Genomic DNA, 24,078 nt, shown 5'->3' with positions numbered 1-24,078 from the left:
CAATCCTGATTCAGTTGATACCTCAACTAGATTGTTCTCCACTCGGACAGGGGTAGCTGGTATGAGCGACAAGAAGGTCATCGCGGTCGCCGGAGCGACGGGCGCACAGGGTGGTGGCACCGCACGGGCGATCCTCGCCGATCCGGACTCGGGCTTCACGGTGCGCGCGCTGACCCGGAACCCCAACTCGCCTGCGGCCAGGGAGCTTGCTGAGCTCGGGGCGGAGGTTGTCCAGGCGGACTTCTACGACGAGCCGACCGTGCACCAAGCGTTCGAGGGTGCCTATGGCGCCTTCCTCGTCACCAACTTCTGGGCGCATGGCTCGGCGGCCAAGGAGACCGAGGAAGTAAACGTCCTGGTCCGGGCTGCCAAGGCCACGGGGCTGCGTCATGTGGTCTGGTCGACGCTCGAGGACACGCGCGAACTGCTGCCGCTGGACGACGATCGGATGCCCGTCCTCCAGGACAAGTACAACGTGCCCCACTTCGACGCCAAGGGTGAGGCCAATGAGCTCTTCACCCAGGCCGGAGTGCCGACGACCTTCCTGAACACCACCTTCTTCTTCCAGGGCTTCCTGCAGGCCATGGGCCCTCAGCGCGCCGAGGACGGCGTACTGACCCTGACCCTGCCGCTGGAGGACGGCAAGCTCCTCGCCGGGGTGGACGTGGCGGACATCGGCCGCATCGCGAACGCCATCCTCAAGGGTGGTGAGCAGTTCGTCGGCGGCACCATCAGCCTGGCCGGCGACCACCTGACCGGTGCGCAGTACGCGGAGAAGCTGGGAGCCGCGCTCGGCGAACCGGTGCGCTTCAACTCGGTGCCCTACGACGTCTTCCGCTCCCTGGACATCCCGGCGGCTGCGGAGATCGCCAACATGTTCCAGTATTACGGCGACTTCGACCAGGAGTTCACCGGCGCCCGCGATCTGAACCGGCTGCGCGAGATCAATCCGGCACTGAAGGACTTTGACGCCTGGCTGGCCGAGAACTCCTCGAAGATCGAGGTGAAGTGAATGAGCGCGACACGTACGGCGTCTCATGAGGGCTCGGCGGGAAGGACGAGCGGGCCACTCAGCGGCAAGGTCGCTTTGGTCACAGGCGCGAGCCGTGGCATCGGTGCGGCCATCGCGCGTCGCCTCGCCCGTGAGGGCGCGGCTGTCGCCATCACCTACCACTCGTCCCCCGGCCACGCCGACAAGGTCGTCGCCGAGATCACGTCGGAAGGCGGCAGGGCGGTGGCGTTGGCGGCCGACTCGGGAGACGCCGAAGCCGTCCGCGCGACGGTCACCGGCACCGTGGAGGCCTTCGGCCGCTTGGACATCCTGGTGAACAACGCCGGAAGCGCCCACCTCGCACCGATCGGGAAACTTACCGTCGACGACTTCGACCGGGAAGTCGCGGTGAACGTACGCTCGGTGTGGGTGGCCACACAGGAAGCCCTGCGGCACATGGGCGACGGAGGCAGGATCATCTCAATCGGCAGCGTCTTTGCCGAGCGGATGCCGATCCCGAACGGCACGACGTACTCCCTCACCAAAGCGGCCATCGGCGGTTTCACCCGAGCACTGGCCCGGGAGCTGGGGCCGAGGGCGATCACGGTCAACAACATCCAGCCGGGCCCGATCGCGACAGACAGCAATCCGTCCGAAGGGGACCACGCCGATCTGATGACCGGACTGACCCCGGCCAATCGGTTCGCGTCTCCCGATGAGTTGACCGGCCTGATCGTCTACCTCGCCGGCTCCGAGTCGGCCTACGTGACCGGCGCGACGATCAACATCGACGGCGGCTACACCGTCTGACACCAGCGACAGCCGTGGCTGTGAAGCGCTCCGGGTCTGATGGAGGCCCGGGCCTGTCCCGGAGCGGTTCACGGCACGAACGCAGACAACACACTCACCGAATCGTTCAACGCAGCCCTCAAACGCGAGACGCTCCATGGCACCCGCCGCTTCCGGCCCCCGCCTGCCGCTTACCCAGGCTTCCGCTGGACGTGGCCAGGGCCGAACAACAGGGAGACGACGCTCTCTCCGGTAGGCCAGTAGTCGGCCGACGCCTTCTTCACCCGATCCTCGTAGAGCTCTTCGGCCCGGCGCATGTTGGCTTCGTTGAGCTTGCCGCGTTTGGCGAGAGCCGTCGCCATGCCCATTGCGGCAGGAGCGGTCAACGGAGACTGATGGACCTCCAGGAATACCTGGGCTTGCGTCTCGGCGTTCCTGGCGGACCGCCACCGGTCGTCGGTCGCGCTCTGAGCTGAGCGCCCCTCATCCTCTGCGCGCCGTCGCATCGACTGATACGCGGCTTCCGTCTTGGTCTGCGCAGAGCGCCGCAGCAGATCCTGCAGGGACTGTCGGTCAGACGCAGAGAGGGCCAGCATGAACTTCCGTCCTTCGGAGTTCTCAAGCCACTCCGAGACGCCCAGGCCGGCATCCTTCGCGAGCCTTCGCACCTCATCAACCAGCTGATACGCCCGCGTAGCCTGCTGAGTTGCCTTCTCCACGTCTTCAGGGGAACGAGGCAGACGGTCCCTGGAGCCTGCAGCGTTCCGACTCAGACGCTCCAAGTCCTGTCGGTCAGCCTCAGAGAGGGTCAGCATGAACTTCCGTCCCTCGGGGCTCTCAAGCCACCCTGAGATGTCCACAGGCTCCGTGCTCTGCTGCTGGTGACGGGTGTCGTGGAACGCCTGCGGAAACATCCGCGCCCACATCCGACGTATGAACCCCATGCTTCTCCCCACGCTTCTGTGATCTCAGCATGGCAACGGGCGCGGCCAGCGTCCACGGGGCCTGTCCTCGACGAACGACGTGATGAAATGGTTCACGGCTATGGGGGCGCAATAGGTCCGAGGCCAACTGCGCGGAGGCAACGTCGTCCTTGACCAGGCTGTGCACCGGTTCCCCGCGGTGCTCGGGCGTTTGTGCCGATGACCGCGCGCCGCACGTCCCGGGGCACCTCGCTCACGGACGCGCGGGCGGCGGCCTCGTCGACGAGGTTCTTGTCTGTGGCGCATGCGGCGACGAGGGCCTGGAGGCCGCTCGCTCCAACCTGTGCCTCCAGGACCGCCGCGTCGCCGACCTGGAGGCCAAACTCGTCGATCCGACCGCGATCACCTGACCTCGACGCTCCACTTCGTCCGAACGTGAGGCATGGCCAGAGGACCCGGCGGCCAGGCTGTAGCGGCGAACGGCCGGTTCGCGGCACGAGAGTGCGTTCAGCGGTCGCGTGCTCAGCGGCATGGCAGGACGTTTCTGATCGGCTGGCCAGCGACGATCTCTCTTGCCTGCGGCTTGATCGACTTGTGTTCTGGAACGGTGAGCGCGTACCGGTCATGAGTGGTCCGCCAATGGATCAGCTCGTGAATTCGCCGTCGGCGAGTGCCGTGGCGGAAAGCCTGCCGCGTGGTGCGGCGGCGTCCGCGGTCCCCAGGCACTGTCCACCGTCGAACAGTCCCAGTTCGTAGTGCACGGTGTGCTCGTCGTGTCCGCTGACGGCGATCCCGATGTCGTAGGAGCGAGGGTGAAGCACTTCGCCGAGGTAGGTCACGCGGTAGCGCCAAGGGAGGTATCGGGGGAGCTTCCTGGCAGCGTCGTCTCCCAGCAGACGGTGTGCATAAGACGCGATCGCCTCGTCGTACCAGCCCAGTTGGGCGATGTAGTTGACGTGCTGGTTGAGGTCGACGTCCCCGACGCGGCTGTGGACGGTGGCAGCGGCCGGGTAGTACTGCCGCTCGCGGCGACGTGGGTCGGGTTTCGATGTGACTGCTGCACTGGTTTCCGGCAGCTGCAGCTCCTCAAGGTCGGCGAGCAGTTCGTCCGGCAAGGTGATCGACCCAGACTTGTCGGCGAGGACGATGGTGGCCTCAGCCGTGGCGACGAGGTGCCCGTCGACGAACATGCCTTGACCGTAGGTGTACGAGGACCGTCCGATCGCGCGGATACCGGTGCCGACCCGGACGGTCGCGCCGACCTTGCCGAACGCCGTCTGCCGTTCGACACGCTGGCTGACAAACAGGATCTGATACGGCTTGAACCCGCCGTCAGCCGTGAGCTTGTCGAAGCGCGAGAAGCGCAGACCAACCCGGGGATACTCAAACAGACGCGACAATGCCACCGTGCTTGTCGTGCCGTCCGGTGCGAGGTCGCCGAACCGTTGCACCACCTCCTGGTGGTCAGGAAAGTCGTCCTCGGCCAGTAGCGCGGCGTTGGACTGTTCATCGATGGTCAACGGGAGTTCCTTTCACGATGGTCACCAGGCCACGGGCAGAGACCGCAGGCCGTAGATCAGTGCACGGTGCTTGAAGGCGGGTCCGGCGGCGGGGTCGGCGAGGCGCAACCCGGGGAACCGCTGCAGCAATGCCGGAAGCGCCAGCTGTAGTTCGAGGCGAGCCAAAGTCGCGCCGAGGCAGTGGTGGATGCCGTGGCCGAAGGCAACATGCGGACAGCGGCCACGGGTGACGTCGAGGTCGTCTCCGCCGTCCAGCAGCTCCGGATCGCGGTTCGCTGCGGGCAGCGAGGTAACCACGTGTTCGCCACGCCGGACCAGGTGTCCGCCGATGGTGGTGTCCTCGACAGCTACCCGGACGAAGCCGGCGTGCAGGACCGAGGTGAAGCGCAGCAACTCCTCCACCGCGTCCTCGACCGCGCTCGGATCGTCGCGCACCAGCGCGAGCTGGTCGGGGTGGCGCAGCAACGCGAGCGTTCCGAGTGAGATCACGTTCGCAGTGGTCTCGTGGCCGGCGATCAGCAGCAGGTCCGCCAGGCCGACCAGCTCTTCGTCGGAAAGCGCACCCGTGCCGTGCTCGCGGATCAAGAGACTCAGCAGGTCGTCCCCTGGCTCTTCCCGATGCCGTGCGACCAGGGTGTGCATGTAAGCGTCAGCTTCGGCGTCCAACCGCAGCCGTTCCTGCGCGGACATGGTCGTGTCGAAGAACCGGTTGCTGCGCGCACCGAACTCGGCCCGGTCGGCGAACGGCACCCCGAGCAACTCGCAGATCACCAGTGAAGGCACCGGTAACGCGAACGCGGAAACCAGATCGACGGGCGGACCGGCGGCCTCCATCGCGTCCAGGTGCTCGTCGACGATCTCCTGGATCCGCGGGCCCAGCGCCTGGGCCCGCCGGACCGTGAACGTCGCCATCAGCAGCCGCCGCAGACGGGTGTGCTCGGGTGGATCCAGCATCAGCAGCCGCCCGGCACGGCGTTGCTTCATCTCTTCGTCGTCCACGCCCTCGGCTGCCAAGCCGGGGGACGGGCCGATCGCGTCGAGTCGGAGCCGTTCGGCATCACTGTGTACGGCCCGGACATCGTCGTAGCGGCTGAAGAGGGTGGCCTCGTGCCCCAGCGGCGATCGCACCCGGTAGACCTCACCGGAGTCACGCCGGCTCCGCATGCCCGGGTCGATGTCGAACCCGGTCCGCAGGGTGACCAGCTCGTGCAGGTCTGTCATGGGCTCATTCCACAGCATGCACGCACCGCGCGCAACACCGCGCGCAACGCCGCTTTCGTCATTTGGTGCAGCGCCTACTCCGCTCGACTAGGCTGTCGCCATGCGTCAGCGCTGGAGTAGGCAGACCATCTTGGACGCTGCCGTGGAGCTGCTTTCCGGCTCCGAGGGGAACGAGTTGTTCAGCATGCGCAAGCTGGCCGCCGAGCTGGGTACCGACTCCTCCAGCCTGTATCGCCACTTCCGCAACCGCACCGAGCTGATGCTTGCGATCGTGGACCATGTGCTGGTCCAGGCCATGCACGGCTACCGGCGGCAGGGGACCTGGCGTGCGCGGCTCGTCGACCTGACCCTGCGCTCATGGGATGCGTACGCCGCGCTGCCGCAGCTGGCGAAGGACGCCAGCCACTATCCGGGCAGCGGGCCTGGCAGCCAGCTAGTGATCGAGGAGACCCTGCAGGCCCTCAGCGACGCCGGGGTGCCCGAGGAACTCATCCCTGAGTGGTACCACCGGCTGGTGACCTTGTCCGTGTCCCTGATCTCCGCGCACGCGGCCAGCCAATCCTCCGGCCCGACCGAGCGAAAGCGGAGAGTGGAAACCTTCCGAGTGATCACGCTGGGCGCCGACCCGGCAGACTTTCCCGCGCTGGGTCACTACGGTCGCCGCATCGAACCCGTCGGTTTCACCCGCGAGAGCTTCCTCGCCACAGTGGAGCTGGTGCTGGACGCGGTGCCTGCGGGCCAAGAACGAAGCTGAACCAGAAGGTTAGTGAGTTAACGGCCCTCGGGCTTGCGCGCTGACCCTGCCTGACAGTCTGTTGGGCGGGAGAGCCTCCCGCCGCCCACGCCGTCGCCTCCGAAGTCCAACGTGAGAACCAGAAGTCGTTCCTGACCGTCTACACTCCCGACCCGCAGTGATGGCGGCACTACTACCCACGGAATCGAACACGCCGGACAGTGGCCTGTCGACACCGGTCCCTGATCGACCGGATCCGCCAGTGTTTCGGATTCCGACCAGTTGGTGCGGTGCATCCGGGAATCGGCATGAGCGGACGTACGCGGCGCGCGGCCAGCGGCTGTCGGTCGGTCCGGTCCCGTCAGCTGCGATTCGGCACTCCTGAGGTCACCGACCGCCTGAGACGTCCAGGACCGCCTTGCCGTGGAGGCGGCGGGATGTCAGCAGGTCAACGGCCTCATCCGCGCGACTCCAGTCGCCGCGCCAGCCGATGTGGGGCGTGAGCACCTTCTCGGCCATCAGCTGGGCCAGCCGTTCCAGATCCTGGCCGGGCGCAGGGCCGTCCAACGAGTAGAACGTGACGATCGCGCGGCCGTGCCGGTTCTCACTGCCGAGAAAGGCACCCGGCGGGAACGTGACGGGACGTGAGGTGACGTCGCCGACGGCGACGAGCGTGCCGTGGGCGGCCAGCTTCGCGAAGGACTCCACCAGCTGCTGCCCGCCTACCGAGTCCACGACGGCGTCCATGTCGCCGTCGGCGTGCTCGGGCCCGGGAACGACCTCGTCCGCGCCCATTGCCCGAAGGGCATCGCCATGTTGGTCCGGGTCGCCCGTGGACGCGATGACTCGAGCACCCTGGGCGTGGGCGAGTTGCACCGCGAATCGTCCTACGCCGCCCGTCGCGCCGGTGATCAGAACGCGCTTACCGGACACCGGTCCGAAACGGCGCAGAGCGCGAAGGGCGCTGAGTCCGGCAACAGGCAGCGTGCTGAGCGCGCCAAGATCGCTGCCGACCGGTACTGAGGCCAGCGCCCCGGTGTCCACGGCGCGGAGTTCGGCCCATCCGCCATCGGCGCCGACGGTGAGCACGGGGGTGCCGGCAGGTGGTCCGGATCCGTCGGCGGCGGCCTCTTCCACTTCGCCAGCCGCATCCCAGCCGAGAACGTCCCCCGGCACCGCCGTGGCAATGCCGTGGCTCACCTCGCCGAAGTTGAGCGAGGTGGCGACAACGCGTACCAGTGCCTGGTGGGGCGCTGGCCGGGGTGCTTCCGCCTCGCCGAGACGGATACCTCTAGGCGTTGAGCGGTCGATGAGCAGGGCGCGCATGGTCGGGCATACCTCCTCCGCCGTCCTGCCGGGCGGCTGTGGACTACTTGACGTGCGAGGCAGTGGCGCTGCCCCAGCCTACTGAAAGCACCCGGTCCGCCAGCGGCAACGACTGCCCCGGCCGGCTCTCCGCCAGCTCGACCCATCGACGTCCAGCCGGGCGGGCGGCTGGGCGGCAGGAGAGGCGGCACCTGGCGCTGCTGGTCTTGGGACCGCGAGCAGCAGCAGGTGGTTCACGAGGTCGGGACGGCCTTGGTGGTGGAGCTCTCGCAGGTGGCGATGTCGTCGCCGGGCGCCGCGGGCCAGCGGCGCCCGGCCGGGTTCATCGGCGTGGTTCCCAACGAAAGAGGCGGGAGGCTAGCCCGACAGCGACGACGACCCAGCCCAGTGTGGGGACCAGCAGGATCAGGGAGTCCGCGACAGGTACGTTCCCCTCCCAGGCGTTGACGACCAGTTCGGTGCCGGCGCCACCGGGAAGCAGTCGCTTGAGCAGGGCGAGGTTTTCAGTGCCGGTGAGGCCTACCCAGCTGGCGACCGCGATCACCGACAGGCTGACCGGCAGTGTGGTCACCTGAGCGTGCTCCGGCGAGTTCGTGAGCCCTGCCGTGGCCAGGGCCAGGCCGACCATCATGGTCAGCGTGGCCAGGACGGCAGCCGCGAGGAGCGGGATCTTGGCCGGTTCGGTGGCGACCACGCCCAGCACGATCAGGATCGCGACCACCTGGACCAGCGCGATGACGGTGACCGGCAAGAGCAGCCCCGTGAGGATGTCGACGTCGCCCGCGGCGGTGGAGCGCAGCCGTTTGAGGAAGAGGTTCTGCCGACGCGAGGCCAGCGTGGTCACGGCCGTGGTGTAGAGCCCGAAGGCCATCACGGTGAACATCACGATCGCCGCGATGTAGCCGAGGCCAGCCGCCTCCGCGAAGATCTCGCGCTGGTAGACAAAGAGCGCGCTGACGGCGACCGGCACGATAAGTCCGGTGACCAGAACCAGCCGGTTCCGGAAGATCTGGATCAGCTCACTGCGAGCGATCGCGAACATGGGGGTTGGGTCCCTTCGTGGCAAAGCGTTGGTGGGTTCAGCCGCCGGTGATGGCGCGGAAGACATCGTCGAGGCGGGTCGGACCGGCCTGCAGTTCCTGGAAGTCCCGCCACCTGGGCAGCTCCACGATCTACATCCAGATTCGATGAATGTCTATGTTGACGCTTATCGAATCAGGTGCCATGCTTGCCGTGCAAGAGATCGACGAATGTCGAAGCAAAGGGGAATCGCGTGAGCACGCCCACCACCGATCAGCTGCCTGTCGTGATCGTCGGATCCGGCCCGGTCGGCCTGGCCGCTGCCGCCCATCTCGTCGGGCGCGGCATTGAACCGCTGGTCCTGGAGGCCGGCCCGTCCGCGGGCACCGCTGTGCGTGACTGGTCGCACGTGCGGCTGTTCTCCCCCTGGTCCGAGGTCGTCGATCCGGCCGCCGAGAAGCTGCTTGCCCCGACCGGCTGGGTCCGCCCCGACGGGTCGGTGTATCCCACCGGCGGCGACTGGGCCGAGTCGTATCTCCAGCCGCTCGCCGACGTCCTGGGCGACCGGGTCCGCTACGGCGTGCGCGTGACCGGCGTGGCGCGGGCGGGCCGGGACCGTATCGTCGACTCCGGCCGTGAGGAACAGCCCTTCACCGTGCACATCGAGCTGGCCGGCGGCCGCGAGGAGCGCCTCACCGCACGTGCGGTCGTCGACGCCTCTGGCACCTGGGCCGTACCCGGCCCGATGGGGGCCGACGGCCTGCCCGCACTGGGGGAGAAGGCGGCCTCGGAGCGCGTCTCGTACCGCGTGCCGGATCTCAAGGACCGTGCCGTACGCGCCCGTTACGCGGGCAAGCGCATCGCGGTCGTAGGTTCCGGAGCGTCCGCCTTCACGGCCCTCGCCTCGCTGGCCGACCTGGCGAAGGAGGAAGACGGGACACACGCGGTGTGGATCCTGCGCCGGGGGATCACGGGATCCACGTACGGCGGCGGCGAGGCCGACCAGCTCCCCGCGCGCGGCGCACTCGGCCTGCGCGCCAAGGCCGCGGTTGAGAGCGGCCACGCGAGTGCGGCCACCGGATTTCGTACGGAGGCGGTGGAGCGCGAGGGCGACCGGCTGGTACTCGTCGCGGAGGACGGTCGGCGCCTCGACCCGGTCGACGAGGTCATCGTCCTCACCGGTTTCCGTCCCGACCTCTCCTTCCTCTCCGAGGTCCGCCTGGGCCTCGACGAACGCCTCCAGGCGCCGACCGCACTGGCCCCGCTCATCGACCCCAACGTCCACTCCTGCGGCACGGTCTATCCGCACGGCGTCAACGAGTTGTCCCACCCCGAGCAGGGCGTCTACCTGGTCGGCATGAAGTCCTACGGCCGTGCCCCCACGTTCCTCGCGATGACCGGCTACGAGCAGGTGCGTTCAGTCGCCGCGTCGATCGCCGGAGACCAGGAGGCCGCCGAGCGCGTCGAGTTGACCCTGCCTGAGACGGGAGTGTGTGGCGGCGCGGGTCTGTTCGACGACCCCGACGCCGCGCAGTCGCAGACCGACGGCGGTGGCTGCTGCGCGGCCCCGGCCACCCTGCAGATCGGCATCGGCGCACCGACCACATCCGGCGGCTGCTGACACCACTGTGGCCGACCTCGCCGCCCGCGGGGCCGCGACCGGAACCGGGGACCGGTCGCGGCCCCGCGCCTGCTCTGCCTGCGCTGTGCGTCACCCAGATCACCAGCTGAGGGATCTACGCCGTCCTCGCCCGCCACACACGCATCACCACACGTACCGGCGTCCTGATCGCGATGGGCGGGACCAAGACCACCGCGTTCGCTGTGGTCTCCGGCCCTCTCCGCGTGCTGATGGCGATCGCAATTGTGGCGGGCATGGTGCGGGGCAACCTCACCCTGCTCCAAGCCCCTGCCGGGAACCGTTTCCCCGCGCCGGTGGCTGCCGGTCCTGGGCATCGAGGGGCCGTCTCGATGTTCCGCCCACCTGCCTGGCGCGCAGCCAGGGCACCTCCCGGCCCTTCGGCCGGCGACGCGATCTGGGTGTTACCCCTCCCGCGTGGATGCCGAGCACGCGGCGTCTCCTCAACTGCCCAGCATTTTCAGCGTCTGACGGTGCCAGACGATCGGATTGTGGTCCTCGTCGGTCATCATGGCCAGCACGCGCAGGACGATGATGTCGTGGTCGCCGGCCGGATAGTTGTGCTCGACCGCGCACTCGAGCCAGACGGGGGCGCCTTCCAGGAAGATCGCGCCGGATGCTGTTTCCGTCGTGCCTAGGCCGGTGAAGCGGCCCTCCTTGGTGCGGGAGGCGAGTTGCCGGGCCTTGTCGCTGTGCTCCTCGCCCAGGACGGAGATTCCGATCGTCTGTGCGCGGGACAGTACGGGCCAGGTCGTCGAGCTGTGCTGTGCGGCGAAGGAGACCATGGGCGGGTGGTGGGAGATCCCGACGGCGAACGACGACACGATCATGACGGTTGGATCGCCGTGGACGCGTGCCGCGAGGGCGGCGACTCCTGACGGGAACCCGGAGAACGCCTTCTTCATGTCACCGGGGTCCGAGGTGAACCCTGTCGTTGTCGTCATCGCGCGGTCCTCGTCTTCGCGGCGTCGAGCACGATCCGACTCCACCGCCCGGCCCAGCGGGGGAGTGAGTCATCGGTCGTGTAGGCGGAGTCGAGCTGGTACAGGCCCTGCGCGGGGCAGGTCGCTCCGAGTTCGACCAGTACTGGTTTGAGGGTGAGTTCGGGGGCGAGTGCGTGCGCCTGGCCCGCACCGAGCATGAGGGGCAGCGCCACTTGGCCGGCGAGGCCGGTCGCGGTGGGGAACTGGTCCAGGAAGAGCTTGAGCAGGCCGGTATAGGTGCCCTTGTAGGTGGGAGATGCTGCGATCACGATGTCGGCGGACCTGACCTGCTCGACGGCCGCGGCGACGCCGGGGTCGCCCCAGGCGAGCAAGCCGGCCCCGAGCGCGGTGACTTCGACGACCTCGCAGTCCAGTTCGAGGGCCGCGGCGAGGCGCTCGGCGGCGTCGCGGGTGCGTGAGCCGGCTTTGGGGTTTCCGACGACGGCGACAGCCTTCATCAGGCGACTCCTGTGGGTAGTTGGGGTTCGACGGCCGACACCGTGGGAGTACCGGCGTCCCGATGGTCATGGCGCAGGAGCGCGGATGCGAGGAGGCAGAGCAGTCCTACGGCGGCGAGCGCGCCGAGGGTTGCGGCGTAGCCGAATCCGGCCAGGAGGACGGCACAGGCCGCGCTGCCCAGCACCGCGCCGAGTTGTTTCATGGCGTTGAAGGTTCCCGACGCCGCCCCGACCTCGTCCGGAGCGACCGCGGTCACCGCCGCGATCGACAGGGGCGACCAGACGAACGAGTTGGCCACTCCGTACACCGCGAAAGCCGCGGTCAGGGCGAGAATCGGTGCGTTGGTCGCGACGAGTACCGCCGACGCTCCGATGGAGAGGACGAGCGCGGACGACCCGATGACGGCGACCGCACGCGAGCCGATCCCGTTGTTGAGGCGGGCCGACACCGGAGCGCCGAGCAGGCACAGCACTCCCATGGGTACGAGGGTGAGCGCCGCCGCGCCGGGGGCGAGCTCGCGCTCCTGCTGGAGGTAGAGCATCAGGGGGATCATGGCCGAACCCGCGCAGAAGGCCGCGGCGGCGCCACCCCAGGCCGCGGTGACGAACCCACGGCTGTGCAGCAACGCGATCGGCACGAGCGCGCGCTGCCCGTCGCGACGCTGCAGCCAGACGACGGCAGCGACGACCAGCGCGCCGACAGTGGTGAGCAGCCAGCGTGGTACGCCCCATGCGTCGGCACTCCCTGCGTCTGTGCCCTGGATGCCGAGCGCGAGCGCGCCGACGCCGGTCGCGTTCGCGCAGATCGCCCACACCGGGATGGCCACCTTTTGGCGCGGCAGGTCGGGTACGAACGCAGCCACGGCAGCCATCGCCGCCACGCCGATCGGGACGTTGACCCAGAACACCGCGGGCCAGCCGCCGACCGCGACGAGCAACCCGCCGAGCAGCGGTCCAGCGGCCACCGCGGCTCCGCCGACCGCGCCCCAGGTGCCGAGCGCGACGGCGAGGCGAGGCGTCTGGAACAGCGCCTTGATGAGGGTGAGGCACTGCGGTGTCATCAGCGCGGCACCGACGCCCTGGGCCACCCGCCATCCGATGAGTGCCGTGATGGTGGGGGCCAGCGCGCACAGGAAGGATCCGAGCGTGAAGGCCGCGAGTCCGAGCAGGTGGATGCGGCGGTGGCCGTAGCGGTCGCCGAGCCGTCCCGCGATGATCAGGGGCACCGCGTAGGCGATGAGATAGCTGCTGTTGACCCAGATGGCGAGGGTCTCGTCGGTGTGCAGGCCGGTGATCAGCGCAGGCAGCGCGACCGAGGTGATCGTGCTGTCCAGCAGCAGCATGAAGAACCCCGCGCACAGGCTGCCGAGGGCGAGCCAGGGGCGTCGCTCGCTCGCTCCGGTCATTTCACACCGCCAGGTTCTCGCGCAGCGTGCCGCCCGGGTGGGCCGGCGCGAGTGCGCCGCGGCGGCGCAGTTCGGGCAGGAGCAGTTCGCTGATCTCGTTGAAGCCCGAGGGCATGGCCAGCGGGCAGGAGAACATGTAGCCGCCGCGCGATCCGGTCGCGGCGAAGTTCTCCTCCAGTGCGTCGGCGACGGTGGCGGGGTCGCCGACGATGCTGTGGTCGAGGCCCGTCGCGCGCTCGCGGCCGTGCGCGAAGAACTCGTCGCGGCTCATCGTGTGGTCCGCGCCGAACGCCGCGATGAGCGAGCCGATGAGACCTGCGGGGCTCGCGTTGGCCGCGACGATCTCGTCGCGCAACTCGGCCAGGCGGAAGGACCGAGGCAGTTTCGAGAGGTCGTAGCCGATGTTGTGCGACAGGTACGTCGCGACGGCCTCCTCGTTCCAGAACTCGTGCACCGAGTCACGCCGTGCCCGCGCCTCCGCGGTCGTACGGCCGACGATGACCTGCGTGGCCCAGAGGATGCCCACGCGCGCCGGGTCCCTCCCTTCGGCGAGGAGGGCCTCGTCGAGCAGTTTGCGGTGACGCTGCTGGCCCCCGAGGCTGCCGCCGAAGCCGAAGACGAGATCGGCGAACCGGGCTGACGCGGCGATGCCGCGGGGCGAGTTGCCCGCCTGCACGATGAGCGGGTGGTGCTGCGGACTCGGTACCGACGCCAGCGGGCCCTTCACGGTGAAGAAGCGCCCCTCGTGGTCGATGGGGTGCACCTTCGCCGGGTCGGCGAACCGGCCCGTGTCCCGGTCGCGCACGATGGCGTCGGCTGCCACCGAGTCCCACAGCGCGCGGCAGACCGCGATGAACTCCTCCATGCGCTCGTAGCGCAGGTCGTGGTCCATCAGCTCGCCGAAGCCGTAGTTCGCCGCGTCCGCGCCGCGGGTCGAGGCGACCACGTTGAAGGCGATACGTCCGCTGGTCACGTGGTCGAGGGAGTTCAGCAGCCGGGCGACGTAGAAGGGATGCAGGAACGTCGAGGAGTACGTCAGCCCGAAGCCGATCTTCTCGGTCACGGTGGACATCGCCGCGATGACCGGCGACATGTCGTGACGCGGCCACTGGATGCCCCACTCCACGGCCGGTTCGATGCTGCCCCGCCAGGTGCTGGGGATGCCGCTGCCATCGCCGAAGAACAGCATGCCGACGCCGGCCCGCTCGGCGGTCCGCGCCAGTTCCAAGTACATGCGTACGTCGGGGAAGTCCTGGCCGACCCAGGAGCCCTGGCGGGCCCACGCGCCCTCGGTGTGGGTGAAGGAGAGGTCGTAGCCGATGTGTATGCCGTTCACCGCGCGCTCCTCTTCCACAGCTCGACGACCTCGTCGGCATCGCTGAGCAGGGCCACGTTGAGTCCCAACTGATGGAGGGCCGCGGCGTTGACGTCCAGGTCGTAGGCGGCGGTCGCGTCCCGGGGGACGACGACGGGCCAGTCGAGCTGCACGGCGTCCTGGGCGGTCGCGTCGACACAGCACTCGCTCGTCAGGCCCACGATCGTGAGCCAGTCGCAGCCCGCCGCGCGCAGCCGTGCGTCGAGATCGGTGCCGAGGAAGCCGCTGTATCCGCGCTTGACCACGCGTAGTTCGCCCTCGCCGGGCCGCACGCGGTACCACTGGGCCCCGGGCGTACCGAGGACGCATGGCTCGGCCGGGCTCATGGGTGCGTCGTAGTCACCTCCGCGCAGCCAGTTGCCCGCCCGCCACGGCCGGGCGGGGTCACTGCCCAACTCGACCCAGACGACAGGCACTTCAGCCCTACGTGCGGAGTCGACGAGGTCGCCGATACGGGTGATGGCCTGGTCGAGCGCCGACAACTCGGCTTCCTTCAGGCCGTATTCGGCGAGGCAGTCGGGGTCGGCGAAGTCCCGTTGTACGTCGACGACGACGAGCGCGGGCGTGCCGCCGGGCCGGGTGAGGTGGGCGAGTTGTCTGTCACGAAGGTCGGACATCAGGCCGCCACCTCGTCCCTGGCACGCAGCACCGGCAGCACGGTCTCACCGAACAGCAGCATGTCCTCGTCGTACTCCGGGAAGATCAGCATGAGCCCGTCGAGGTCGGCTTCGCGCACGATGTACTCGATGTGCTCGGTGACCGTCCGCGCCGATCCGGCGACGTACGGCGTCTGGAACGCCGCCTCACCGCCGGCGTCCTCGGCCCATGCGCGGGCCTGGTCCTCGGGGATGCCCCAGGTGCGGCGCATGTGGGCGAGCGCCTCGCGGTCGAGGCCCGCACCCCACTCCTTCACCTTCTTGGCGGCCAGCTCGTCGGTCTCGTCCTGGACGACGGTGAGCATCGAATAGGTCTTGCAGACACGGCCGCCCGCCTTCGCCCGGCCATGGACGTCCGCCGACAGCATCCGCATCTCGTCGAGGCTTTCGGCGGCGAGGAAGGCACCGTCGGCGTACCTGGCCTGGAAGCGCCGGGCGTCCTCCGATCTGCCCGCGTTGATGAGGGTCGGGCGGACAGCGGGATGCGGGCGGGACTCGCAGTCGACGAGGTCGAAGTACGGCGTGTGCATGGTGACCGAGTCCTCGGTCCACAGCCGGGTGACCGCCTCGGTCCACAGTTCCGTCATCCGGTAGCGGTCCGCGTGGCTGAGCTGCGGGTCCCACTGCCCGAACTGCTCGAACTCGCCCGCGTAGGAGCCGTTGACGATGTTCATGCCGGCGCGGCCGCCGGAGATGTCCTGAAGCGTGGTGAACATTTTCGCGGCGACGGCGGGGTTGTGGACGTTCGCGTGCAGGGTCGCCCAGATCTTGACCCGGCTGGTCGCCTCGGCGAGCGCCGCCATCATCGTCATCGATTCGAGCGAGCGGCCCCAGTGGTCGGTGCTGCCGCCGAAGCCGCGCCACTTCGCCATCGACATGACGAAGTCGAGGCCGATGTTCTCCGCATGCAGGGCGGCTCGCTTGTTCCACTCGTAACTCGCCTCGGGATGCGGGGCGGACGTGGAGAGCATCCATCCGCCGTTCCCGATGGGGAGGAAGATTCCGTATTCCTTCGCGGGCATGTGCGTGCGCCTTTCCGTGAGATTCCTGCGGGCTACGGGGCGGGCCAGACGAGCTTGTCGGCGGTGTGGACGTTCTTGACGAAGGACGTGTCGAACCACCCCTTGGCCTGGTCGGCGGTGACGCTGTCGGGCACGACCTGGAACTGGTGCAGCATGTCGACGAGCCCGGTGACGTTGTCGAGGTCGATGCCGCCGAGCGGTTGTTCGGGTGTCGGATTGTCCTTGGCGACCTGCGTCTCGGTCTTCCAGATGGTCGCGTTCAGTTTCTTGTCGTACGTCGGTCCGGACAGCTCGGCGGCGTATCCGACGCACTCGGTGATGTGCTGTTCGCCGGCGGAGCAGTAGTCGTAGGCGTGCAGTGCGGCGCGCAGGATGTCCTCGACGGCGTGCGGGTGCGCCTTGGCGAAGGCGGGGTTCACGGCCATCGCGCCGAGCGAGCTCGGGATGCCGTAGTCGACCGGCTTCCACACGGTCACGTCGTCGCCTGCTGTCTTGAGCTGGTTGGGCTCGTTGGAGACGAACCCGGTGAGTGCTTCGAGGCCGCCCTGCTTGCGGGGCAGCACGGAGGGGTCGTAGCCCTGCTTGACCAGCTTGAGCGAGTCCCACTCGACTCCGGCCTTGACCATCATCGCCCTGACGGTTGCGGGTACGTAGCCCTTGTGGCCGACGACCTTGCCGTCGAGCTGGCTCAGTTTGGTGATGTCCTTGTTCGTCATCAGGATCTCCACTCCGGCGTCCGAGTACGAGGAGATGCCCGTGATGTCGATGCCGTTGGCCCGGGCCTGGATGACGTCCTGCTCGGAGACCGGACTCACGGTCGCCTGGCCGCTGGCCAGCAGTTTGGTGTTCTGTGCCGTGTCGCCGGTGCCGGGCTTGAGGGTGACGTCGAGGCAGAGGTCCTTGAAGTAGCCGAGCTTGCTCGCGGCGATGTACTCCAGGATCGACACCGACGACTGGTACTGGTAGCCCGACAGGTAGGTGATCTTGCCGGCGGCCTTGTTCTCGGCGCAGCGGTCGGCGGAGATCGCGGAACCTTCCGAGCCCGCCGAGGCGCTGTCGGCGGAGTCCGAACCGCAGCCCGCGACGGCGGCCGTCAGGACGACGGCGGCGAGGGCGGATGTGATGAGACGTTGCTGCATGGGTGACTCCAAACTGGCGAGGGCCGCCGGGGAACGGTGCGGATGAGGGCGTGGGTCGCCGGGCGCCCGGCCATGGCGGCCACGGGCGCGGTGAGGGAGAGCCGAGTCAGTTGTGCGCGCTGTCGTGCCAGTGGAGGACGCGGCGTTCGACCAGCGTCACGGCGAGGAGCAGCAGTACGCCCATGACCGCGAGGACGAGAATCGAGGCGTATACGACCGGCAGCTGGTTCATGGACGACGCCACGCTGATCGCGGTGCCGAGGCCGCCGGTCGATCCCGACGCCGACATCTCGGCCACCACGGCGCCGACGATCGACAGCGGGAAGACGATGCGCAGCGCCGCGAACAGGAACGGCAGCGCGTGGGGGATGCGCACGTGCCACAGCAGCTCGATACGGCCGGCATCCATCGTCCGGTACACCTGCAGCACCTGCTGGGGCACGGACCGCAGGCCGGCGGCGGTGTTGATGAGGATCGGGAAGAAGCAGATCAGGCCGGCGATGAGGAGTTTGGGCAGCGGGCCGAAACCGAAGGCCACGACCAGCGCCGGTGCTATCGCCACGAGCGGGGTGACGTTGAGGACGACGGCGATCGGCATGACGGCCCGGCGCACCAGGGGGAGTTCACTGGTCAGCACCGCCAGGACGAACGCCGCGACGAATCCGATCGCGAGGCCGCCCGTCGCCTCACCCAGGGTGACCAGGGCGTTGTCGACGTAGTAGCCGAACTGGGTGGTGAGTGAGCTGCCGATCTTCGGCAGCGGCGGCAGCAGGTACGGCAGTTCGTCGGCGCCCCACTGCCACAGCACGGCGAGGAACGCCAGCATCACGGTGAGGGGCAGCCACGCGGAGGGGCGGATCCATGCGATCCGGGACCGCGGGTGCTTGAGGCTGAAGCGCGACGGTTCGACGGGCGTCTTCGTCTCGTTCACGAGGGTGGTACCGGTGCGTTCGTCGGTCACGGTCATCTCTCGCACCCCACTCACGCGGCTTCGCCGTGCCAGGCACGACGCAGTCGGTCTCGGATCAGGTCCTCGTACTCGTGGAAGTGACGTTCCCCGAAGAGGCGGTCGCCGCGCGGCCGGGGCAGGTCGACGTCGATGGTCTCCACGATGCGGCCGGGGCGCGGTGCCATGACGACCACGGTGTCCGAGAGTCGGACGGCCTCGGAGACGGAGTGGGTGACGAACAGGACCGTCGTCTTCAACTCGTCCCACAGGTCGAGCAGTTGGTCCTGCAGGCTCTCGCGAGTGAATTCGTCGAGGGCCGAGAAGGGCTCGTCCATGACGAGCACGTCGGGCCGCAGGCCGAAGGCGCGCACGATCGCGGCACGTTGCCGCATGCCGCCGGACAGCTGCGCCGGGAGCTTGTGCATGGCCTCGCCGAGACCTGCCTTGACGAGGAGGTCCCGCATGTCCGGGGCTGCTTGCCGCTCTTCGAAGTCGGCGATGCGCTCGCGGCGCCTGGCGGCGCCTTTGTTGATCTTCTGTGGCAGCGTGACGTTCCGCAGAACGGACAGCCACGGCAGCAACGCCGGGCTCTGCGGGACGAGGCCGATCATCTTGGCGGCGCACGCCTTCGCCGGGGGGACTCCGTGCACCCGGACCTCGCCCCGGTCGGGCTGCTCAAGGCCGGCCGCGAGGCGCAGCAGCGTCGACTTGCCGCAGCCGCTGGGCCCGATGAGGCTGACGAAGCGGCCTGGCGGCACCGTCAGATGAACGTCGTCCAGGGCATTCGTCGCGGACGGCCCGAATCCGTAGACCCGGTGCACCGACCGTAGTTCAAGTGCTGGCGTACCAGTCACCTTCACGCTCCCATCCATGTAGCGAGCACGAAGGCCCGATCCTGGAAGTCGGAGAGCGTGCGTAGCGAGTGCGGGTGACTGCGACGCGGAAATCCGCTCAGGTGTCTTCGACCGTAGGAGCGTTGCGTTACGGCCCTGCGCCGCAGTTTGTTTCGGGCGCCTTACGTTCAGCGCTGCAGTGTGACGACTGTGCTGCCGTCGAAGACGTAGATCTCGATTCCGAGGTCCGCCGCGGCGCGTGCCACCCAGCCGCCGAGCGCCTGCACGATCAGCTCGGTGACCAGGAGTACCGCATGGTCGGCGGTCGGCACGGAGTCGCGCAGCCACAGCAGCTTGAACATGTCCGCCATGACCTTGTTGCGGTAGGCGGGCTTGTAAGTGCCCTGATTGCTGACGAGTTGGACGAGCACCCGGCCCTCGGCGTCGATCCCCTCGACCTCCACACGGCTGCCGTCGGGCAGCATGAGCGGCTTCGGACGCAGCCCGGTGCCGAGCCGGTCGCCAAGGGCGAGCAGCATCCGGCGTTCGATGGAGCCCTCGGCGAATCGGCTCCACTCGGTGGGGGCGTCAAGGACGGTCAGGTGGCGCATTCGCCGGAGTCTAGGAAGCGTCCGTTTCCTGCGTGTTTCGCGTGGGTTGGCGCCAACCGGAGGCGTGTCGCCGAAATCGTGCGCTCTGCGCATCTGAGGAGCGGCTTGGGGCTGGTCGCGGCGAGCATGGTCAGCGGCGCGGCCGACGACGGCGAGTTGTACGGTGTCCGAGGCGTTCATGATGTGTGTAGTGGGGGGCCGACGGTCGGTCATCCGGGGCCAAGTGCCGGTCAGGCGGCGGGTGGTGCTGCCGCGGTCGACGACGGCTTTCACACCGGCGAAGATCGCCCCCTGCGGGACGGCTGCCGACGCCACCTCGCGCCAGGTGCGGGGCTCGTCGGTGCCATCGGGGGCGTCCTCCTCGTGCCCGAGCTGTTTCCAGTCCTGCTTGAGCATCGCGCCGGCCAGCACACCGCTGACGGCGCCCAAGGCCACGCCGACGGCTTAAGCGACCTTCGAGGCTTTCAACGGTGCCTCCGGGCGCGGCGGATGAGCAGCAGTGCGATGAGCGCACCGGCTCCGGCGAGCAGCGGAGTGCGGTTGGCGCGGGCCGCCTGAATGCCCTTGCCGGTCTTCTCGCGTACCGGTTCCGGGGCTTTGTCCCGGGCCAGCTCTTCGACGTGCACGGCCTTGTCGTGGACCTGCTCCGTGGCCGCGGCGGCCTTGGCACGCACCGGCTCGGGGGTCCTGTCGTGTACCACGTGGGCCGCGTGCGTGGCCTTGTCCTTCAGCTGGGTCCTGACCTGTGTGGTCTTCTCGGCGACCTGTTGCCTGACGGCCGCTGTCTTCTCCTGGGCGCGGGCCTTGACGTCGGTCTTCGCCGCGAGCGCCTCGACGGTCTCGCCGAGTTCCTCACGGGTCGCCTCGACCTGCTTCCGCAGTTCCTCCGGGGAAGGTGCTGCCTCATCGCCCTTGTTCGGCTTGTCCGGGGTCATCGCTGTGCCTTCTCCTTGATCTCGGCCACATCGGCCTTGAGGCTGTCCATGGTCTGCTCGGGCGTCGGCGGGGATGCCTTGCTGATCTGTTGCTTCCCGAGCGCCGCCATCAGCGCGGTGACGGCGGCCAGGACGCCGGTGACGAGCAGAGCCGCCACCCACACATCCATGGCGAGCGACAGAACGGCGATCACGGTGGCCACCAGTGCCTGCAGGGTGAGCACGCCCACCAGCCCGGCGCCGCCGAACAGGCCGCCGCCCTTGCCGAACCGCCTGCCCTTCTCGGTCATCTCCGCCTGCGCCAGGCGCATCTCGTCGCGGACCAGCTGCGACAGTTGCTGCGAGGCACGCTGGACCAGGTCACCCACCGGTTCCTGCGCTGCGCTGCCCGGGCGGGGGAACCATCTGCTGTCATGAGTGCTCACCTTCCTCGGGGCTGCCCGCCTGACCGAGCGGCCAGCTCTCCTTCCACCGTCTGATCGGCTGTCCGGGTACCCGGGTCAGCGCGCATCACTTCCTGTCAGAACAGCCGTCGGGCTGGGAGACAGGTCCGACTCGATGTGCTCCCTGCGGACGCGGGGATGGTCCCGGCAAACACGGGCCTTCCCATCCGGTGATGGCGCTTCTTGAAATTCCCCACCCCCGCTCACCTCGTTGGCCGGACCTGCTCTTGTTCCTCACCCCGCGAGCCGGCTGTTGTCGTAAAGCGGTCCGCCCGGCCTCGCAGCGGTCGAGACCATGACCGGTCAAAGGGTGGGCGGACCCTTCCCGCCCAGCGCTCACCGCGTCGCGACGTCGTGGGCGGTGCCGTCCGTGATGGCCTGGAGTTTGTCGGGGTTGGCGACGTTGTGGATGGCGGTGATACGACCGTAGGCGTCGAAGTCGAAGGTGACGGTGGCGATCACCCGGCCCGGGGCGCTGAACACCATGCCCGGGCCGCCGTTGATCTCGACGAGCTCGGCGCGCATGTCGGCGGGCTGGACGCCCTGGTAGGTGACCGTGCCGATGGCCGCGAACCACGAGGCCACCGTCTGCGCTCCCACGACCGGCTTGAGCGCCTGACGGACCTTTCCGCCGCCGTCGGTCCACAGGGTGACGTCCGGGGACAACAGCTCCATCAGGGTGTTGATGTCACCACCGGTCGCGGCGGCGAAGAACCGCTCGGTGACCTCGCGCTGCCGAGAGCGGTCGGCGGCAAACCGGGGCCTCCGGGCCCGTACGTGCTCACGCGCACGGTGCGCGGCCTGTCGTACCGCCGCCTCGGACCGTTCCACCGCCTCCGCGATCTCGGCGTGGCTGAAGCCGAAGACCTCCTTCAGCACGAAGACCGCGCGCTCCAGCGGGCTCAGCGTCTCCAGCACCACCAGCATCGCCATCGACACCGACTCGGCGTCCGTGACGGCGTCAGCGGTGTCGCTGCTGGTGAGGATGGGCTCGGGCAGCCACGGGCCGACGTAGGTCTCGCGCTTGTGCCGGGTGGAGCGCAGGCGCTCCAGCGCCAGGTTGGACACGATCCGCGTCAAGTACGCCTTGGGATCGGCGACTTGGGAACGGTCGGCCGATCCGCGACGGGCTCAGCCCCCATTTGCTGCTCGTCTAGGGCGTGTGGGATGTCGTGATCAATCGGCCGCTTGCAGGAGATTTCCGAGCCGAATGTGAGACAGGGCCAAACGAACGTCTTGGAGTCCCTGGTGTACCCGCGTGCTCCAGTCGACGTTCCCCATAGGGCCCCTGATGGGCGGCCCGCTTCAGGCCGGGCGTTCGGTGGTGAGGGTGATGCGGCCGTCTGTCCAGGCGGGTAGGCGCCGCGCGAGTTTCCTCAGTGACGGGCCCCGTACATGGTGCAGATGTACCACGAGTCTGGTGCCGAACAGCGCCTGGAAATGGGTTCCGAGGCCCCGTCCAGTGCCGGTGAACATTTCGTCGGCCGGGACGTCGCGCTGTGGTGGTTCGTTGATCCGGTACACGCACAGGACCTGTCGGTCCGGGACCGGTCCGGGGAGAACGGCGACTGCTCGGACCGCCGGCCAGCCCAGTTTGATCACGGGGACGTATCCGAATGCCTCGTGGTACGCGACTCCTTCGGGATGGAAACGGACAGCCGGGTCGTCGGGGCGGGCCGGTGAGGGCCCGCCCGTGTACGCGCGGATCGTGGTCAGCAGCGTGCTTCCGGGCCGGTAGAAGAGTGACTGCCGGTAGAGCTCTCGGTAGTGCGATGACTCGTGACCCACCTCGCGGCTCCTTCACAGGCTCGTTCGTAGGGCTGATAGTCGCATCAGCTGCTCGCTGGGGGTGCGTGCTGGAACGGGTCGCTTGTCATCCCTTCCAGACTGTTCGTCGGTGAGTTGCCTACGTGTCATGGTCATCTTCCTACCGGAACCGCCTTCCTGGTGGACCCGGTTCGGCAAGGTTGATCACGACACCACACAAGCCCTAGGTGTGCTGCTTGGACACGTTGGTGACGCGGCTGGCTGGGGTTTGGCCGCTGATTCCTGTGTGGGGTCGGTGGTAGTTGCACCAGTCCAGCCAGTCGGGAAACGCCGCTTGGCGTTCGGTTTCTGAGGTGTAGGGCTGCCGGTAGGCCTATTCGTCGAGCAGGGTGCGGGTAGGGTCGGCCGGACGACGAGGTGCCTGCTGAGCAGGTCCTTTTCCGTCCGGCCTCCCACCGAACCGGCCATGCCCGTTTCCGGGCAGCACGGCTCTCCAGTGACTACTGCGTTCGCGTAGCACTCGGCTTCCTCTGATGGATGCGGTCGTGACAACTACCGCAGACCACAAGGGACTTGCGGCGGCGCGCGACCATCATCTTCACCCAATCGGAGGATGCGTCACCGGCCTGTTGGAGCTTGTTGAGCGACTTCACGTGGTGGGCTTCCACCTCGCTCGGCCGCTTGCAGAGCTCGCATCTATTCGCTGAGAGCCGACGGATCAGCTCTTTATGCGGATAGACCGGACCGGTCAGACGGTCGGTCAACTCCGCCGTCTTCTGCCGCTTGAGAGGAATTCCCCCGAAGCGGGCGACCAGTTCTCTCCTGCTGTCTCGCGCCAAGGTGGCCTCGAAGCACGTGCGCGGCCCGTGCGGTGTCGCGATCTTGGCCTTGAAACGGGCCGCCATCTTCGTCACCGACGAGCCGTGCTTTCTTGCCAGGGTCTTGAGCATGGAGGTCTCCATGACCCAGCGCAGCCGGTGAAGCCGTTGGACGTCACTGGCCAGGAGGTAGTACTGGACGATGCCCCGGTACTCGATCCCATATTTGCCCACGATGACATAGTCGGTCTCGTTGACGAGAGGGTTTCGGCACGCGGGTTTTCCGCGCGACAAGTACGGGGCGCTCTTGGCCTTGACCACAGAGGCAGGCACATGCAGGACGACCGCTCCGCATACTGACCGGCGATTTCGTCGATCACTTGCCGACGGCCGTCTAAGGGTTGTCCCGCAAATGATCTTCCACGGTAGGGGCATGGGCCGTTGCCCGGGCTGGCGATTACACGTTTCGGTTGATGACTGATACCTGCGCACCCTCACGTCAACGAAAGTTGACGCGCCTA

Annotated in this window: 23 protein-coding genes and 3 pseudogenes; 5 read left to right on the top strand and 21 right to left on the bottom strand. The window is 68.2% G+C overall.

The genetic code is table 11. The features are described 5' to 3' along the window. Positions 1-61: 61 nt before the first annotated feature. Together ACTWQO_RS36650 and ACTWQO_RS36645 are read left to right on the top strand one after the other, a co-directional pair. Entirely contained in the window at positions 62-1,012 is a 951-nt protein-coding gene (locus tag ACTWQO_RS36650; protein WP_443241704.1) for an NmrA/HSCARG family protein, read from the top strand. Then, a complete protein-coding gene (locus tag ACTWQO_RS36645; protein WP_443241703.1) occupies positions 1,013-1,801 on the top strand; it encodes a 3-oxoacyl-ACP reductase family protein in 789 nt (262 codons plus the stop codon). A 170-nt stretch (positions 1,802-1,971) separates the two neighbouring features. Here the strand turns inward: ACTWQO_RS36645 and ACTWQO_RS36640 are convergent, their stop codons facing one another. Then, positions 1,972-2,724, bottom strand: a complete 753-nt coding sequence (locus ACTWQO_RS36640; RefSeq protein WP_443241702.1) for a hypothetical protein — start codon at positions 2,722-2,724, stop codon at positions 1,972-1,974. Positions 2,725-2,873: 149 nt separating this feature from the next. On the opposite strand from ACTWQO_RS36640, the gene ACTWQO_RS36635 reads away from it, so the two are divergent. Next, entirely contained in the window at positions 2,874-3,113 is a 240-nt protein-coding gene (locus ACTWQO_RS36635) for a hypothetical protein (RefSeq protein ID WP_443241701.1), read from the top strand. 234 nt (positions 3,114-3,347) lie between these two features. Here ACTWQO_RS36635 and ACTWQO_RS36630 read toward each other — a convergent pair whose 3' ends face one another. Then, positions 3,348-4,223: an acyl-CoA thioesterase gene (locus ACTWQO_RS36630; RefSeq protein WP_443241700.1), complete on the bottom strand. Its 876-nt coding sequence runs from the start codon at positions 4,221-4,223 to the stop codon at positions 3,348-3,350. 21 nt (positions 4,224-4,244) lie between these two features. Then, complete coding sequence (locus tag ACTWQO_RS36625; RefSeq protein WP_443241699.1) at positions 4,245-5,444, bottom strand: cytochrome P450; 1,200 nt, start codon at positions 5,442-5,444, stop codon at positions 4,245-4,247. 100 nt (positions 5,445-5,544) lie between these two features. Here ACTWQO_RS36625 and ACTWQO_RS36620 point away from each other — a divergent pair, with 100 nt between their 5' ends. Next, positions 5,545-6,198, top strand: a complete 654-nt coding sequence (locus tag ACTWQO_RS36620; RefSeq protein WP_443241698.1) for a TetR/AcrR family transcriptional regulator — start codon at positions 5,545-5,547, stop codon at positions 6,196-6,198. 366 nt (positions 6,199-6,564) lie between these two features. Here ACTWQO_RS36620 and ACTWQO_RS36615 read toward each other — a convergent pair whose 3' ends face one another. Both ACTWQO_RS36615 and ACTWQO_RS36610 read right to left on the bottom strand, forming a co-directional pair. Next, entirely contained in the window at positions 6,565-7,503 is a 939-nt protein-coding gene (locus ACTWQO_RS36615; RefSeq protein ID WP_443241697.1) for a zinc-binding dehydrogenase, read from the bottom strand. Positions 7,504-7,825: 322 nt separating this feature from the next. Beyond that, the gene (locus tag ACTWQO_RS36610) at positions 7,826-8,545 is read right to left on the bottom strand and encodes an ABC transporter permease (RefSeq protein WP_443241696.1); all 720 of its coding nucleotides are present in this window, start codon (positions 8,543-8,545) and stop codon (positions 7,826-7,828) included. A 231-nt stretch (positions 8,546-8,776) separates the two neighbouring features. Between ACTWQO_RS36610 and ACTWQO_RS36605 the strand changes: the two genes are divergently transcribed. Continuing rightward, positions 8,777-10,144, top strand: a complete 1,368-nt coding sequence (locus ACTWQO_RS36605) for an NAD(P)-binding domain-containing protein (RefSeq protein WP_443241695.1) — start codon at positions 8,777-8,779, stop codon at positions 10,142-10,144. A gap of 461 nt (positions 10,145-10,605) precedes the next feature. Here the strand turns inward: ACTWQO_RS36605 and ACTWQO_RS36600 are convergent, their stop codons facing one another. The 16 genes and pseudogenes from ACTWQO_RS36600 to ACTWQO_RS36525 form a co-directional block, all read right to left on the bottom strand. Then, complete coding sequence (locus ACTWQO_RS36600; RefSeq protein ID WP_443241694.1) at positions 10,606-11,106, bottom strand: flavin reductase family protein; 501 nt, start codon at positions 11,104-11,106, stop codon at positions 10,606-10,608. Next, positions 11,103-11,603: an NAD(P)H-dependent oxidoreductase gene (locus ACTWQO_RS36595; protein WP_443241693.1), complete on the bottom strand. Its 501-nt coding sequence runs from the start codon at positions 11,601-11,603 to the stop codon at positions 11,103-11,105. The genes ACTWQO_RS36600 and ACTWQO_RS36595 overlap by 4 nt, the downstream gene beginning before the upstream one ends. Beyond that, positions 11,603-13,009, bottom strand: a complete 1,407-nt coding sequence (locus ACTWQO_RS36590) for an MFS transporter (RefSeq protein WP_443241692.1) — start codon at positions 13,007-13,009, stop codon at positions 11,603-11,605. The genes ACTWQO_RS36595 and ACTWQO_RS36590 overlap by 1 nt, the downstream gene beginning before the upstream one ends. Before the next feature lies 1 nt (position 13,010). Further along, positions 13,011-14,345 (bottom strand): NtaA/DmoA family FMN-dependent monooxygenase, encoded by a 1,335-nt coding sequence (locus tag ACTWQO_RS36585; RefSeq protein WP_443241691.1) that lies wholly within the window; start codon positions 14,343-14,345, stop codon positions 13,011-13,013. Continuing rightward, on the bottom strand, positions 14,342-15,001 hold the full coding sequence (locus tag ACTWQO_RS36580; protein WP_443241690.1) for a cysteine hydrolase family protein: 660 nt from the start codon (positions 14,999-15,001) through the stop codon (positions 14,342-14,344). The genes ACTWQO_RS36585 and ACTWQO_RS36580 overlap by 4 nt, the downstream gene beginning before the upstream one ends. Then, positions 15,001-16,062: an LLM class flavin-dependent oxidoreductase gene (locus ACTWQO_RS36575; RefSeq protein WP_443241689.1), complete on the bottom strand. Its 1,062-nt coding sequence runs from the start codon at positions 16,060-16,062 to the stop codon at positions 15,001-15,003. Before ACTWQO_RS36575 ends, ACTWQO_RS36580 begins: the two co-directional genes overlap by 1 nt. A gap of 32 nt (positions 16,063-16,094) precedes the next feature. Then, positions 16,095-17,201, bottom strand: a complete 1,107-nt coding sequence (locus tag ACTWQO_RS36570) for an ABC transporter substrate-binding protein (protein ID WP_443241688.1) — start codon at positions 17,199-17,201, stop codon at positions 16,095-16,097. A 106-nt stretch (positions 17,202-17,307) separates the two neighbouring features. Then, entirely contained in the window at positions 17,308-18,168 is an 861-nt protein-coding gene (locus ACTWQO_RS36565) for an ABC transporter permease (protein WP_443241687.1), read from the bottom strand. A gap of 14 nt (positions 18,169-18,182) precedes the next feature. Then, positions 18,183-19,004, bottom strand: coding sequence for an ABC transporter ATP-binding protein (locus tag ACTWQO_RS36560; protein WP_443241686.1), 822 nt, complete (start codon positions 19,002-19,004; stop codon positions 18,183-18,185). 806 nt (positions 19,005-19,810) lie between these two features. After that, a pseudogene (locus ACTWQO_RS36555) lies at positions 19,811-20,029 on the bottom strand (DUF4235 domain-containing protein); the annotation flags it as partial. A 29-nt stretch (positions 20,030-20,058) separates the two neighbouring features. Further along, entirely contained in the window at positions 20,059-20,529 is a 471-nt protein-coding gene (locus ACTWQO_RS36550) for a DUF3618 domain-containing protein (RefSeq protein WP_443241685.1), read from the bottom strand. Continuing rightward, entirely contained in the window at positions 20,526-20,897 is a 372-nt protein-coding gene (locus tag ACTWQO_RS36545; protein ID WP_443241684.1) for a phage holin family protein, read from the bottom strand. The genes ACTWQO_RS36550 and ACTWQO_RS36545 overlap by 4 nt, the downstream gene beginning before the upstream one ends. A 411-nt stretch (positions 20,898-21,308) precedes the next feature. Continuing rightward, positions 21,309-22,091 (bottom strand): annotated as a pseudogene (locus ACTWQO_RS36540) (sigma-70 family RNA polymerase sigma factor); the annotation flags it as partial. A 186-nt stretch (positions 22,092-22,277) separates the two neighbouring features. After that, the gene (locus tag ACTWQO_RS36535) at positions 22,278-22,760 is read right to left on the bottom strand and encodes a hypothetical protein (protein ID WP_443241683.1); all 483 of its coding nucleotides are present in this window, start codon (positions 22,758-22,760) and stop codon (positions 22,278-22,280) included. A gap of 202 nt (positions 22,761-22,962) precedes the next feature. Continuing rightward, a pseudogene (locus ACTWQO_RS36530) lies at positions 22,963-23,112 on the bottom strand (IS481 family transposase); the annotation flags it as partial. A 127-nt stretch (positions 23,113-23,239) separates the two neighbouring features. After that, positions 23,240-23,878: a group II intron reverse transcriptase/maturase gene (locus tag ACTWQO_RS36525; RefSeq protein WP_443241682.1), complete on the bottom strand. Its 639-nt coding sequence runs from the start codon at positions 23,876-23,878 to the stop codon at positions 23,240-23,242. Between the last annotated feature and the right edge of the window lie 200 nt (positions 23,879-24,078).

Source organism: Streptomyces sp. 4N124 (genome assembly GCF_052245395.1).
Classification (GTDB): domain Bacteria; phylum Actinomycetota; class Actinomycetes; order Streptomycetales; family Streptomycetaceae; genus Streptomyces.
Note: the sequence above shows the minus strand (reverse complement) of the source record. Positions and strands in the feature narration are given on the sequence as shown.

What these genes read in the sequence shown, in the direction of transcription:
- ACTWQO_RS36650 (WP_443241704.1), top strand. Translation starts at nt 62, where the DNA reads ATGAGCGACAAGAAGGTCATCGCGGTCGCCGGAGCGACGGGCGCACAG.
- ACTWQO_RS36645 (WP_443241703.1), top strand. Translation starts at nt 1,013, where the DNA reads ATGAGCGCGACACGTACGGCGTCTCATGAGGGCTCGGCGGGAAGGACG.
- ACTWQO_RS36640 (WP_443241702.1), bottom strand. Translation starts at nt 2,724, where the DNA reads ATGGGGTTCATACGTCGGATGTGGGCGCGGATGTTTCCGCAGGCGTTC.
- ACTWQO_RS36625 (WP_443241699.1), bottom strand. Translation starts at nt 5,444, where the DNA reads ATGACAGACCTGCACGAGCTGGTCACCCTGCGGACCGGGTTCGACATC.
- ACTWQO_RS36620 (WP_443241698.1), top strand. Translation starts at nt 5,545, where the DNA reads ATGCGTCAGCGCTGGAGTAGGCAGACCATCTTGGACGCTGCCGTGGAG.
- ACTWQO_RS36615 (WP_443241697.1), bottom strand. Translation starts at nt 7,503, where the DNA reads ATGCGCGCCCTGCTCATCGACCGCTCAACGCCTAGAGGTATCCGTCTC.
- ACTWQO_RS36610 (WP_443241696.1), bottom strand. Translation starts at nt 8,545, where the DNA reads ATGTTCGCGATCGCTCGCAGTGAGCTGATCCAGATCTTCCGGAACCGG.
- ACTWQO_RS36600 (WP_443241694.1), bottom strand. Translation starts at nt 11,106, where the DNA reads ATGACGACAACGACAGGGTTCACCTCGGACCCCGGTGACATGAAGAAG.
- ACTWQO_RS36595 (WP_443241693.1), bottom strand. Translation starts at nt 11,603, where the DNA reads ATGAAGGCTGTCGCCGTCGTCGGAAACCCCAAAGCCGGCTCACGCACC.
- ACTWQO_RS36590 (WP_443241692.1), bottom strand. Translation starts at nt 13,009, where the DNA reads ATGACCGGAGCGAGCGAGCGACGCCCCTGGCTCGCCCTCGGCAGCCTG.
- ACTWQO_RS36580 (WP_443241690.1), bottom strand. Translation starts at nt 15,001, where the DNA reads ATGTCCGACCTTCGTGACAGACAACTCGCCCACCTCACCCGGCCCGGC.
- ACTWQO_RS36575 (WP_443241689.1), bottom strand. Translation starts at nt 16,062, where the DNA reads ATGCCCGCGAAGGAATACGGAATCTTCCTCCCCATCGGGAACGGCGGA.
- ACTWQO_RS36570 (WP_443241688.1), bottom strand. Translation starts at nt 17,201, where the DNA reads ATGCAGCAACGTCTCATCACATCCGCCCTCGCCGCCGTCGTCCTGACG.
- ACTWQO_RS36565 (WP_443241687.1), bottom strand. Translation starts at nt 18,168, where the DNA reads ATGACCGTGACCGACGAACGCACCGGTACCACCCTCGTGAACGAGACG.
- ACTWQO_RS36550 (WP_443241685.1), bottom strand. Translation starts at nt 20,529, where the DNA reads ATGACCCCGGACAAGCCGAACAAGGGCGATGAGGCAGCACCTTCCCCG.